This is a genomic window from Ignavibacteria bacterium (assembly GCA_015709655.1).
Lineage (GTDB): Bacteria > Bacteroidota > Ignavibacteria > Kapaibacteriales > Kapaibacteriaceae > OLB6.
The window spans coordinates 2370103-2382766 of record CP054181.1 but is presented as its reverse complement, the minus strand read 5'-3'; the positions used below and the strand labels follow the sequence as shown (position 1 = coordinate 2382766).

At 51.5% G+C, this 12664-nt stretch carries 11 protein-coding genes; all 11 read right to left on the bottom strand.

Annotation, left to right across the window (positions count from 1 at the left end; genetic code table 11):
* Positions 1-117: 117 nt before the first annotated feature.
* The 11 genes from HRU79_09585 to pyrF all read right to left on the bottom strand — a co-directional run bounded on the left by HRU79_09585 (position 118) and on the right by pyrF (position 12583).
* On the bottom strand, positions 118-822 hold the full coding sequence (locus tag HRU79_09585; GenBank protein QOJ26882.1) for a septal ring lytic transglycosylase RlpA family protein: 705 nt from the start codon (positions 820-822) through the stop codon (positions 118-120).
* A 174-nt stretch (positions 823-996) separates the two neighbouring features.
* Positions 997-2451, bottom strand: a complete 1455-nt coding sequence (locus tag HRU79_09580) for an OmpA family protein (protein ID QOJ26881.1) — start codon at positions 2449-2451, stop codon at positions 997-999.
* Between the two features lie 2 nt (positions 2452-2453).
* Entirely contained in the window at positions 2454-3824 is a 1371-nt protein-coding gene (locus HRU79_09575) for a hypothetical protein (GenBank protein QOJ26880.1), read from the bottom strand.
* 141 nt (positions 3825-3965) lie between these two features.
* Positions 3966-4514 carry an adenylate kinase gene (locus tag HRU79_09570; protein QOJ26879.1) on the bottom strand — a complete coding sequence of 183 codons (549 nt, stop codon included), beginning with the start codon at positions 4512-4514 and terminating at the stop codon, positions 3966-3968.
* 93 nt (positions 4515-4607) lie between these two features.
* Positions 4608-5354, bottom strand: coding sequence for an RluA family pseudouridine synthase (locus HRU79_09565; GenBank protein ID QOJ26878.1), 747 nt, complete (start codon positions 5352-5354; stop codon positions 4608-4610).
* Positions 5354-6211, bottom strand: a complete 858-nt coding sequence (gene folD / locus HRU79_09560; protein ID QOJ26877.1) for a bifunctional methylenetetrahydrofolate dehydrogenase/methenyltetrahydrofolate cyclohydrolase FolD — start codon at positions 6209-6211, stop codon at positions 5354-5356. The genes HRU79_09565 and folD overlap by 1 nt, the downstream gene beginning before the upstream one ends.
* 10 nt (positions 6212-6221) lie before the next feature.
* The gene (locus HRU79_09555) at positions 6222-7682 is read right to left on the bottom strand and encodes an O-antigen ligase family protein (GenBank protein QOJ26876.1); all 1461 of its coding nucleotides are present in this window, start codon (positions 7680-7682) and stop codon (positions 6222-6224) included.
* Positions 7682-9688: a thioredoxin domain-containing protein gene (locus tag HRU79_09550; GenBank protein QOJ26875.1), complete on the bottom strand. Its 2007-nt coding sequence runs from the start codon at positions 9686-9688 to the stop codon at positions 7682-7684. The genes HRU79_09555 and HRU79_09550 overlap by 1 nt, the downstream gene beginning before the upstream one ends.
* On the bottom strand, positions 9689-10696 hold the full coding sequence (locus tag HRU79_09545) for an NAD-dependent epimerase/dehydratase family protein (GenBank protein ID QOJ26874.1): 1008 nt from the start codon (positions 10694-10696) through the stop codon (positions 9689-9691).
* A 61-nt stretch (positions 10697-10757) separates the two neighbouring features.
* A complete protein-coding gene (locus HRU79_09540; GenBank protein QOJ26873.1) occupies positions 10758-11750 on the bottom strand; it encodes a DUF2851 family protein in 993 nt (330 codons plus the stop codon).
* A gap of 65 nt (positions 11751-11815) precedes the next feature.
* On the bottom strand, positions 11816-12583 hold the full coding sequence (pyrF, locus tag HRU79_09535) for an orotidine-5'-phosphate decarboxylase (protein QOJ26872.1): 768 nt from the start codon (positions 12581-12583) through the stop codon (positions 11816-11818).
* Between the last annotated feature and the right edge of the window lie 81 nt (positions 12584-12664).

Below are 12664 nucleotides of genomic sequence, written 5' to 3'. Positions count from 1 at the left end.
TTTATTATCGAATTGTTTAAAAGATGGGATAAAACGTAATGGGGACGTTGTATCCCCACAACCGGAGTACAAATTTCGACTATTCCCGTCTAAAAAGAGAATTTTGGCGCGATTAAACTATAACGTGCTGTTGCCGGCAATGTCTACCGGAGAACCCTGTGCCCGCGCAAAACTGACCTTTCCGTCAGCACCGGGCAATACAACAACCACGCCGGTTCCGTTTAGACTTTTCATGGCTTCGGAAAAGTTCTTAGCCGGCTCCACCTGCTGTAACGTTTCTGCAGGCCTGATCTGCACGTCCATGTCATCAGTGATTACAAGCACCGTGCTGTCGTTATTGGCATAGTGACGAAATACTTGTTCGGGACGTAGCACTTCAAGAGTAACTGGTGATACAGAAACGCCAATGGCACGTGCTGCGGCCATACTTAAATCAACAATTCGACGACGGATGTAGGGGCCTCGATCGGTAACCTGAACAACAATCGTTTTGCCATTGGCCTCATTCACAACTCTGAGCAATGTACCAAACGGAAGCGTTTTGTGTGCAGCTGTTAACTCATTCATGTTGAATCGGGTACCACTTGCCGTGCGGCGACCATGAAAATCACTTCCATACCAGGATGCCATTCCTGTATCAGCAGTCGGGAACATAACTTCAACGGCTTCCGGCAGGAAGGGACCATACGATTCAGTGGCCTGCAGATCCAATTCTTTGGCACGATCCGGTACGTCACTGGCTTCTACTAAGAAACTCACCGACATCATGGTCAGGAAGACCAGTGCGAACACTAACGATTTGATGGTTACGGATTTCGACATTTCGTGCCTCACCTTTTAATGGGCAGCGAAATTCGGTCAGAATACCGCAACGACCAATGAAGAATTTATGAGAATCTGTTCATACGTCACTAAACCATTACGAATCATTATGTTAACAGTGTTTCCCCAACCCGCATAAATATGGTTGGTACATGGGTCGGCCCGAATGATGACTTAGTGGGCGGCGTCCTGTTCATACCCGTCTTTCAAAACATAAACATCAATCCGACGGTTCTGAGCCCGGATTCGCTCAATCTCTTCAGGTGTCATCCTTTTAGCTTGCTCGGGTGAGGGTTCCAAAACCTTGGGAGCTGACGATCCGTAGCCCACTGTTCCACGAATCTTTTGCGCCTCAACACCATTTTCGATGAGCCACTGTTTTATTTTTCTCGCTCGCATATCACTGAGCACCTGATTGCGTTTGGGGTTACCTTCCGATGAGGCATGCCCCTCGATAATGACTTCGTGGCCGCTCGGGGCCGATTTCATGTAGTCAAGCAGCTCGTCCAGATTGGCCTGTGTTTGCGGAGCACTAAAATCAAATTCATCAGTGTCAAGTTTAAAACGAATGTCCTTCGAAAACTTACGTGCCGGTTTAACAGGCTGTGGAGGCTCGGGCATGGGAGCCTCAGGGCCCGATGTTTCAGGGGGAACCTCAGGTTTGGGATCTGCCGGCTGTGGTGCGGGGGCTGGAGCAGGCACATCGGATTGGCAGCTACAGCAGCAGCAGCAACAGTGACAGCACGAACACCAGCAGGTATGGCAACAACACGGCGGACAGTCAGAGTTACCACAGCACGGAAGGCAACACTCCTCGTTGTCGGCGTACAGGTTCAGCATGCATGCTTCGGACAGTTCACATGGTGTACTGCCGTCGTCAGCCGGCACCGCGAACTGCTCTTCTGCAAGGTCGCCACGATTGCGCAGCGTTGCAGGAGGTGCAGTAAACGAATAACTGAGGCCGACCATACCGGTTGACAAGCCATCATCATGGCTATTGAAGTGTACGCCGTCCAGCCATGGACTTAATACAAAACGGTGTTCGCCACGCACGACCAGTGACACCCTGCTCAGGAGTGGAATTCTAACCATTACTCCCACCGGGAACGATACTGCCGCCGATGGTATTGATGACCACGAAGAGCCATTACGTGGTTTGGGAATGTCTTGTGCATTCCAGTCGAACAGCCCAACACCTCCCATAACTGCAATTGCTGCTGGTATATCGGGTACCACAACGTAGCCAACCATCATGTCGGCCGAATAAAAATCAACTGAGTTCAGATGTTGAATCCTGGTAGCAGTTCCAGGATAGCGCCATCCAATCCGGGCAACAGCACCAAAGTACTCAGGATGAGCAATCAGGTCTGACGGTGCCAGTTTCCAATCGTAGGTACCATAACCGAAACGTGTTTCAAGGATCATCCGCCGGTGCGGCGCATACTGAATTGAGGCTTGTCCGCCAATCCCAAACATATCGCGATTGAACTCACCGTAATACTTGGTAATTCCGCCGGTGAGTACGCCCACAACTTCGTTGGTCTGCACCTGTGCACCAACGTCTCTGCTGCCGCAATACAGCAAAAAACACAGCAGAACTGCTACGTGTGATACGGAAGGATAGCGCATTGCTACTTTTTTGCTTCCTTCATGGCAACATTGACGCAGTCTTTACAGGTATCCGGCTTAAATTGTCCGGCTGCCTTGAAATATCGTCCCGGGTCGGCAATAACATACACATAGTTGCCACCATCCATTTGCTGCTGGAAACAACAGTCTTCACATACGTAGTATGCCGATGAGGTCTGCCGTACCACAATCGTGTAGCACGGTGTTTCTGCTCCGATCGCACCAACTGTTTTATTATGCAGCGGATCTCCTGGAGCATAGACAAACGCATCCTCCCATCGTATCCTGTCGGCGCCGGCATTTGGCGTAAACGGTTCAGCACAAATGCTATGGTCTGCGTCAACACATACACGCTGCGTGCCCGGAGCACAAGGGACTACGGATTGTGCCGTGCCTGCAGCGTCGTTGGTCTTGCTCTGCGTTTCAGTATTGGGGGTGCCGGGCTGGGCAGTGTCTGGAGACGCTGGCTGCTGCCGCGATGTATCAGCGTCAGGAGTACGGCTGTTGGGCCGACTACCATCACTCTGCAGAGACGATGCCTCATCGTGTCCACCGTCGCTGCGCGCTTCCTGCTGTGGGCTACCGGTCTTGCACCACGGACAGTCCCGACCATGCCTGCAGGGCTGATCACACGGACACGGAACACCGCTCCGATGAAAATGACGCTGGCCTGGCAACTTTGGCGGATTGGTAAAACGATAGCTTAGGCCTAACGAAACACTGGTAATCCCGTCATCCGCGTTATTAAAAGCCACGTCATCCAGAAATTTCGAAAACACAAACCGGTACTCACCACGCAAAACCAGTGCGGCACGATAAGAGAAGGGTATGCGAAAGCCCCCTCCCAACGGAATGCTGAAAGCAGTTGTTGTGTACCGCCCGGTAGCCAGGTTTGGGAGTGCCTCGTGATAGTCATTCGTGCTGGGGGCAAAGTCAATCATTCCAACACCGGCACTGATAAATGGTACGGCAGGGATATCAGTTACCAGCGAATAGTTGAGCAGCAGATCAACAGTTGAAATTCTGCTCTCATTCTCCTTGTCAATCGTTGTTGTTGTTCGGGGATACAGTTTCCCAAACCATGAGTGGTATCCGTAATACTGAGGGTACCGGGCCATCATGGTTGGACTTACGTTCCACTGAATCTCGCCCAGACCCACCCGCGCTTCTATACCCAGCCGCCGAATTGGGGCGTACTGCAGTGAAATCATGGCACCGGGGCCCCAGAGCGTACTCGTAAAATCACCGTGAAGCTTGTGGACAACTCCGCTGAAGGTTCCCGTGACCTCACCGGGGATTATTTGTGCAGATACATGTAGATTCAGTATGCACTGACACAGGGTAATTACTAATAAAGTAAACAACTTACGCATGCCGACTTCTCCAGTGTTAAAGAGAAAATCCTTCGTAGCAATTATCATTCCTATTTTCCACACCCGGTGTGGATAACGATAACATTGCCTGGTTCAAACCAGGCAAATGGAAAACGTGAAAGACGATAGGGGTGCGGGAGGTTACTGAACTGCCGACAAGATTCTGGCTGACACTTCCTCAACCGTACCCAGCCCGTGAACATCACGCAATACTCCCCTGTTCTTGTAGAATTCAATAAGGGGTGCAGTTTCGTTTTCGTACACCTGCAATCTATTGTTGATTACCTGCTCAGTATCGTCGGCACGTCCACGAGCTAACAGGCGCTGAGTGATGGTATCATAATCCACGGTGAGATTCACCACGTGGGTTACTGCCATGCCCATTCCGGAGAGGATTGCATCTAATGCTTCAGCCTGGGTACGGGTCCGTGGAAAACCATCCAGGATACAACCGTTGCTAACACCATGCGTTTTCATTGCCTCTTCCACAATCTTTGCGGTTACGTCATCCGGGACCAGGTGTCCGCCATCAACATAACTTTTTGCAACCATTCCAATTTCAGTCTGGTTTTTAATGGCAGTCCGGAATGCATCACCCGTACTTAGGTGAAACATCCCTAGTGTTTTGGCAAGGATTTCTGCCTGAGTGCCTTTGCCTACGCCGGGTGCACCAAATAAAACGATAATCATAGAAAACGAAATTTGTTTATAAGTACCGTGCTACGCTGTGTATAAAAGTACCACACTTGGTCAAAATAAGCAGGGTGACGCTGTTTTTGCCAGCTATTCCCATCTGAATGATGAAACATATGGAGCGGCGTATTTCCGCAGCACCTGGAGTGCCGATGAGAAGTCTTTCGGGTAATCTGAGGTAAACAGAACCTGTTTCCCGGTAGTAGGGTGTGTACAGCCAAGGCTTCGTGCATGCAGGGTTAGCCGGGAAATAATCGGCCGCTCTACTGTACCTTTTTTCAGATTGTACTTACGCTTGAGTGCCGAGACCATGAGTTCGCTACTCGTACCATAGTCCGGATCAACAAGCAACGGGTGTCCCACTGCCGAGCAGTGCACCCTAATCTGGTGAGTTCTTCCGGTAATGAGTTTACACTCCAACAACGTAGCCAGCCTAAACCGCTCGAGCACCGTTATCTCGGTTAAGGCCTCCTTGCCTCGGGCTGAGGGTTTCATCAGCCCCTTTCTGCGCGGATCTGACATAATCGGAATGTCAATCTTAAGCGAGTCCTGTTCAACAATCCCGCTCACTATTGCGTGGTACCGTTTGTCAACGGTATGATGTTCGAACTGGTCATTCAGAGAACGATGCGCCTCTGCAGTCCGGGCTGCAATCATAACACCGCTTGTATCACGGTCTAAACGATGAACAATAAAAATGGCGCCAAAATGTGCTTCCAGCAATGCGCGTACATTGGGAAGTGTAGTGTCGAAACGATCAGGCAGGGACAGAAGTCCTGCCGGTTTGTTTACAACAACGATATCATCATCCTGATACTCAACAGGAAGGCCCTTCATTACCGTCCTCCTTCAATGCTTTGCTGTGCAGCCTGGAGCGTGTTCACCAACAGCATGGCACGCGTCATTGGCCCAACACCACCTGGCACGGGCGTTATTGCGCCTGCCAGCGGAGCCACGGTTTCATAATCAACGTCACCCGTTAAGCGTTCCCGCCCGTCCGCCGCCACAATACGGTTCATTCCAACATCGATGATTACGGCACCAGGTTTTACGTGTCGGGCGGTAATCGTATTCACTCTGCCAACAGCCGCAATAATGATATCTGCATCAATAGTAAACTTTGCGATATCCGGAGTACCTGTGTGGCACATGGTAACGGTTGCGTTTCCCAGAGCAGCTTTCCGGGCGAGCAGGACCGACATCGGTTTTCCCACAATATTGGACCGTCCAACAACAACGGCATGCTTCCCGGCAACCTCGATATTCCCCCTGCGCAGCATCTCCATAATTCCAGCGGGAGTACATGGTGCAAAGCCTTTCTGACCAATCAGCAAACGTCCTGCATTCATGGGATGGAAGCCGTCTACATCTTTTTCCGGTGAAATAGCTTCAATCACCGCATGCTCGTTGATATGCGGCGGTAAGGGAAGCTGTACCAGAATACCGTCAACCGCCGGGTTTGAATTCCATTCGGCAATGATTGCGAGTACCCGTTCCTGCGACGTATCGGTGGGCATGCGTTCCACGACCGACCTGATGCCCACCTGCTCACAGTCACGTGCCTTATTGCGCACGTACACCTCGCTGGCAGCATCGTTACCAACAAGGAGCAGGTGCAGCCCCGGTGAGCGTCCAAGCAGCGGAGCAAGCATACGAACCTCGCCGGCAACTTCACTGCGAATCTCTGCTGCCATCTGTTTTCCGTCAAGTATGAGTGCCAACCCTAGCCCCTTTCAATAATGAATTCCGAAGACGGTCCTTAAGCGATATCGTAAGCACGTTTATTTCCTTGTACGTGCTGGTTCCAAGGGTATCACGAAGCACATTCTGTCCGGCCATGATTAACGCAACGTCAACCCAGTACGAGGTTGATACGATCATGTTGCCGGTAAAACCCAGGAACACAACAAATACCGTCTTAAACGGAAGGTAAAATGCAAACAAATCCGTACGAAGTTTTTCCTTTCCATTCAAACGCTCCCACCGGGCATTATCGCCAAATGTGCCGGTAATCATGAACACGAGGAACAGAATCAGTATCAAAAATCCCACGGCACCTGCCTCGGCAAGGACCGACGGGTAAACCGATGAAAGGAAGGGGCTGTTATAACGGCGTCCTTCAGGCGTGAGGGAGAAACAACCAATACCAACACCGAGGAGCGGACTATGCTGCCATGCCATGACCCCCAGACGATAGTCGGATGTGCGCTGCCGATACGATTCACCCGAGATATCATCAACCGCAATCTGATCAGCAGCCTTCCCGGTGACAATCGACGTAATTCGATTCTGGAATAGGCTCAGCACATTCATCTCAGTCAGATATGTAATAAAAATATTTACCGAAAGAACAACGACGGCTGAGGCCGTGACACCAATCAGCAACCGTACTGGTGCTGTTTTCGGGTACAGCAATACTGCTACGGCCGATCCGCAGAGCAACAGCATTACACCGGTTAAACTGAACGCAAGCAGTAAGGCTATCAGCAAGCATACGATAATCGTCCAGATACAGACTTTCGACGTAAACAGGGCAGCGGATCGTCGGAAGAATGGTACGATCACAAGGAACAAGGCAGACGAGCTGTATGCGGCCAGAGCCGACGGTTCAAAGAAAAACGATGTTGCACGGATAAAATTCCCAAACTGGAGTGCCAGCTGTGTTTCTACCTGTTCATCACCCAGTCCACGGGAAAATGAGGCGTTTGAAATTTCAATCCACCCGAATGGTAAATCCAGGATCCGTGCCGGAAGCTGATACATTGCGTAAACGGCTGCAAGCAGCGCAATAACAAGGTTCACGCGGAAAGCGGTTATCAGATTCTCGGCCGACGGACGCAACAGAACAAGAAGCATGCATCCTATCCAGATGTAGGTAAAATGAAAAAACGACTTCGCTGACTGTATGATGAACTGATCACGCGTGCTCACTAACACAGCAAACGTGGAGGCGGCAAAGGCACACCACAACAGCACAGAGGCCAGCATCTCACGGCTTTGGGGAATGTACAATGGTTTCCCCTGCCATAGCGTACGATATGCAAGAATGATGGCAATAACAATCAGGAGGGCTTCCGAGACGGTAAAGCCGTAACTGCCGATAGCAAACAGGTGGAAGAAGCCCAGCACACCACCAATCTGAATTGCTGCCAGAAGTACCGACACTATTGCACCTCGGCATCTAACCGCTCAGCAAGCTCGGCAATACTTGCAAGCGATGATTCACAGTAAGCAGCAGTGCAGAGATGAACACCTGCACCAGAAGCAGTATCAGAAGCAGTATCAGAATCAGTCACCTGACTCCGTCCTACCTGATGCTGCAGTACGATATGCGGTAAAAACCGTGACCCTACCTCAGCGACAACTGCGGTGCGAAAAGCCGGTGTACCGTTGGGTTCGGTAACTACCTGCAGCACATCGTGCGTTAAAAAATCCACCACGCAAAGCATCATTGCCATGGCATCGGGACTCTGTTTGATTACACCTGAAACGCTTCTCACAATGTCGCGGGCAAAACCGGTATACGTATCATCAGCAAGTACGGCACCCAGCTGCGCAAAGAGGTATGCAGCCATGCTGGTTCCGCATGGATAGGCACCGTCATACACACTGCGCGGTGCCACCGGGATATCGGTAACCGAGTTCGAAACCATTCGCAAGCCACCGTCAGCCATTACAAAACGCTCACGGATCTTTGTTGCCAGTCGAACGGCATCGTGAAGGTACTGATCTTTACCGGTAACCTGATACAACGTTATTGCAGCCGTAGCCATCATGGCACAGTTGTCAAGAAGATGATCAGGCACCTCGGTTGCCGAGTAAGCAGTTTCAGCCATTTTCAGAAACTCCTGTTCCGAAAAAGCCTTTGCCGCGTTTGCAAGTGCCCATATCATTAGTCCGTTCCAGTCTGCAAGCACCTTTGTGTCAGTAAACGGATGTTCACGCCGGCTGCGGTATTCAAGCACTTGCTTCCGGGCGGTACGCCATTCGGGATGCTGCACCAGATTGTCCAGCCACTCAGGCTTTGTGTGCAGCAGGTTCACGTTTGTCTCAGTCCCTTCCAGCACATCATCAACATTGCCCTGCATACGCACGTCGAACATTTCAGCCAGCCATCCGTCAGTGGCAAATAAAGGCGAAATGTGTCCCAGTTCAGTTGCAGAAAAGGCATAGAACGCTCCTTCTGCTCCGCCGCTGTCAGCATCAACAGCCGAGGCAAATGCTCCGCTCTCTACCGTGAGCGTTGTTTGAACAAATTCGGCAATCTCGTACACCGTGTTACGCAGCACGGGGTCACCTGAGGCCTGCCACGCTTCGGCAAAAGCAACCATCAGCATTGCCTGATCGTACAGCATTTTTTCAAAGTGAGGCACATGCCACACTGCATCGGTGCTGTAGCGATGAAAGCCAAAACCTACCTGATCAAAAATCCCGCCTGCCCGCATGGCTCGCAGCGACTGTACAACCATTTGCAGGTGGTGGTGGTTCTGCGTTCTGCGCGCTGTACGCAACAGGAGCATATACAGGTGAGGTGACGGAAATTTGGGGGCATGACCAAACCCGCCGTGATCGGCATCAAACATGCGCTGCAGATTCTCGGCTGCACGCAGCGGAGCTTCGGGGTCAAGGTCGGCACTGTAATCCTGGACAGCAGCCTTTTGCATTAACTCCAGGAGGTCGGCCGCAGTCTTGGAAATCTCAGAGCGACGTGTTTTCCAGACGTGACTCAGGCGAGCAGCGAGGTCAAGAAAACCCAAACGCTGCGGGTGAGTATGCCGCGGGAAATAGGTTCCGGCAAAGAACGGACGCTGATCGGCATCCATAAAGATCGTTAGCGGCCAGCCGCCATGTCCGGTTGTTGCCTGACACACATGCATATACAGCGCATCGATATCCGGACGTTCTTCCCGATCAACTTTTATGCATATAAAGTTATTATTCAAAAACTCGGCGACCTCGGCATCTTCGAATGACTCATGGGCCATGACGTGGCACCAGTGACATGTGGAGTAGCCAATCGAAACCAGTACAGGCTTGTCGTCTGTGCGTGCGCATTCAAAGGCATCCGGACCCCACACCTTCCAGTGAATGGGATTTCCGGCATGTTGCAGGAGGTAGGCCGACGTTTGCGAGCCTAATTCATTACCCCGGGATGCCGATGCTGGATTCACCTATGCGTACACACTCGAGATTATTGGAACAAGGTAGTCAGAAAACGTCCGCCGGAAATCATAGTCAGGCATCCATCCCCAGTCAGCCCTGGCAGCCGTATCATTCACTTCGGCACACCAACTGTCAACAATCCGCTGCCGGATCTCATGCGGCTTATACGTAATCTGCGCATCCGGGAACGATTCCAGAACCATACCTGCAATCTCGGAGGCCGTTGGCGAAAATGCGTTGATGTTGTAAACCCTCCGGCGCAGTGATTCTAAAGGGGCTTGAGCCAATGTGAGTAAAGCCTTCACGCCGTCAGGCATTGCCATAAACGGGATACGGGTATCGTCACGGACAAAGCATTCGTACGACTTACCCTGTGCGGCAGCATGGATCATTTCGGGAGCGTAGTCGCTGGTTCCACCACTGGGGATGGTGGTTGCTGAAATCAACCCGGGGAACCGGAGTGCACGGAAGTCAACACCACGTGATGGATCGGCACCGGTAAGTTGTCCGTACCGATCCGACATATACGCGCCAAGATTTTCGCAGTATAGTTTGTTCACACCATACATGGTGATGGGGTTCAGGAACTCGTCTTCCAGTACCGGCGTGGCTGAGTTCTTCACGACAATGTTGGGCAAACCATACACCGCAATGGTACTGGGAAAGAGAAATTTAACGTTCTTCCCTGTACGGACACCGATCCTGCGAGTCATGGAAAGCAAATTCATGGTGCCGTCAACATTTACATGGTGGGCAAGCTCGGGGTTTCGCTCAGCACTGGTAGAAAGCAGGGCGGCAAGATGATAAACTTCATCATAATCAAATACTTCCAACTGTCCCAGAACAGAAGGAGCTGTAATATCGCCCTGAATAAATTCGGTTACATAGTCGGCTACTGATTCGTTGAGTGGGTGCAGGTCCATACCAACAACTCGAACATTACCTGCCTTATGGAATGCCTCCAGCAGGCTGTGTCCCATTTCTCCGCCTGCTCCCGTGATCAGTACAGTCTTCATAGTGACTCCAAAGTGAATCACAAAGATATGGTGTTACGTTACTCGGATATCGTGAAGTTATTCACGCTACACCGGAGGCTCTGATAAATTCAAGAATACCATCAACACCGTAACTGCGCAATGTTTCGCCACAGGTAGAGATACGTTTGCCATGCATTCGCAAATACTCCAGCATGCCCTGCTGCTGCCATACGTAGTGCTGTGACTGGTTGGCAAAACGCTGACGCAGAATTGCATAGGCGTGGATTGCCGGTGTACTCCAGTACCACTGCAGCAGAACTACGCGCTGTTCCTGAGTGGCTGCGGCACACAGAGCCGGAAGGATAACGTTAACAACAACCTCGCGGCGTACCCCAATTCCCTCGGCTGCAATTGGGTAACGCTCGGCAGACTGGAGCATGAGCACAAGATGCGGGGCAGGTGTTGTTTCGATTTCGGCTACCAGACTGCCGAGTGGCGAGGCAACGATGGCGGTACGAAGACTTCGCATTAGTGCAGTATCGAGCGGACGGTGCCGGCGCGCCATCAACCGGGCCGTCCACCCGGCTACCATGAACTTCAGCGCTTCTGCCTTCCCTACACGCTTAATGGCCTGGCGTGCTGTGGCTGTTTGCCGCATCAGCCGGAGTAGAGCGAAATGTTGGATTTCTTCAACATCAGCAACGGTAGTAACCTTGGAGTGTCGCTGACGCCGGAGAGCATCCGAAACATCGGCAGCGGGTACCTGGAGAGTCCACCGGGCCACTCCTGGAAGCGGCGTATCACGAACCATGACGATATGCAGGAGCAGATGCTCGTAGTCAGGGTTACCGGTATGATTGTGGTTCAGCCAGTCTGATTCGCGAACATGGAACTCGCCGTTGCCAACAACCACGGTACCGTGATGTAGCACCGCCATGTCGGAAAAGTCGGGGCCGGCATACACATTTGGTAAACCGGCCGCTATAACCTGGATGGTATCGCCGTTGGTACACTCCCACGTGCGCGACGGTTCAGTAAGGGCAAGGTGTACTGCCTGCTGCAGCAATCGCTCGGGTAAATCGGTAACTGCCATGACGATAAGTATAGCTCACGGCAAACGGTGTGACGATGAAGCTCATCTGCTCCATGGTGTGTGGACTACGGGTTGGGCGATAACTCTGCAGCAAACTGTTCTGCAGCCGCACATGCAGCCAGACAAAAATCCTGGTCTGTTCCGGCATACAGCACTGCCCGGCTAACATTGAACAATGCCGGTGCACCCCCGTTAGCTTTCTTTACCTCGTCTGCCAAAGCCCCCTGCGCCCCAATACCCGGAATTAAAAATGGCACCTGCCGATAGGCGCTTCGAATCTCGGCTAGGAGCTCCGAATGGGTAGCACCAACAACGAAGCCCACATTTCTGGAGTTAGGCCACTGCAACACGGTATCCATAACACATCGGTAGAGTTCTTGCACCGATCCGTCGGCACTCCGGGTGTGCCGAAGCTGGAAGTTAGCCGATCCCACGTTACTGGTCAGTGCCAAAATATACGTAAACCCGGTATCCAAGAAGGGCTGAATCGAATCGCTCCCCATGTAGGGGGCTACGGTAACAGCATCAGCCCTGAGCTCGGTAAACAATGCTCGTGCATAGGCTCCCGACGTGTTGCCAATGTCGCCCCGCTTTGCATCGATAATGCAGAAGGAACTTCCTACCAGCTCGCGCGTTTTGAACATAGCTTTAATACCTTCAAGACCATACTGTTCAAAAAAAGCTGTATTGATCTTATAGGCAGAAGCTACGTGTTGAGTGGCACGAATGATGGTATCAAGAAACTCCGGGATTGCTGCAACCGACTGATATTTCAGTGGCATACGGTTAATGTCGGGGTCTAACCCCACGCAAAGTCCGCTTGGTGGTATCATACTTCAAAGCTATCAAAGAAAAATTTCATACAATTTTGGTTTTTCTTGTGCGTCGCTCAACTTGTAACTGTAACAATATCA

Bases quoted from the DNA above. Each gene is read 5' to 3' on its own strand.
- HRU79_09585 (QOJ26882.1), bottom strand. From the start codon at position 822: ATGTCGAAATCCGTAACCATCAAATCGTTAGTGTTCGCACTGGTCTTC.
- HRU79_09580 (QOJ26881.1), bottom strand. From the start codon at position 2,451: ATGCGCTATCCTTCCGTATCACACGTAGCAGTTCTGCTGTGTTTTTTG.
- HRU79_09575 (QOJ26880.1), bottom strand. From the start codon at position 3,824: ATGCGTAAGTTGTTTACTTTATTAGTAATTACCCTGTGTCAGTGCATA.
- HRU79_09570 (QOJ26879.1), bottom strand. From the start codon at position 4,514: ATGATTATCGTTTTATTTGGTGCACCCGGCGTAGGCAAAGGCACTCAG.
- HRU79_09565 (QOJ26878.1), bottom strand. From the start codon at position 5,354: ATGAAGGGCCTTCCTGTTGAGTATCAGGATGATGATATCGTTGTTGTA.
- folD (QOJ26877.1), bottom strand. From the start codon at position 6,211: ATGGCAGCAGAGATTCGCAGTGAAGTTGCCGGCGAGGTTCGTATGCTT.
- HRU79_09545 (QOJ26874.1), bottom strand. From the start codon at position 10,696: ATGAAGACTGTACTGATCACGGGAGCAGGCGGAGAAATGGGACACAGC.
- HRU79_09540 (QOJ26873.1), bottom strand. From the start codon at position 11,750: ATGGCAGTTACCGATTTACCCGAGCGATTGCTGCAGCAGGCAGTACAC.
- pyrF (QOJ26872.1), bottom strand. From the start codon at position 12,583: ATGATACCACCAAGCGGACTTTGCGTGGGGTTAGACCCCGACATTAAC.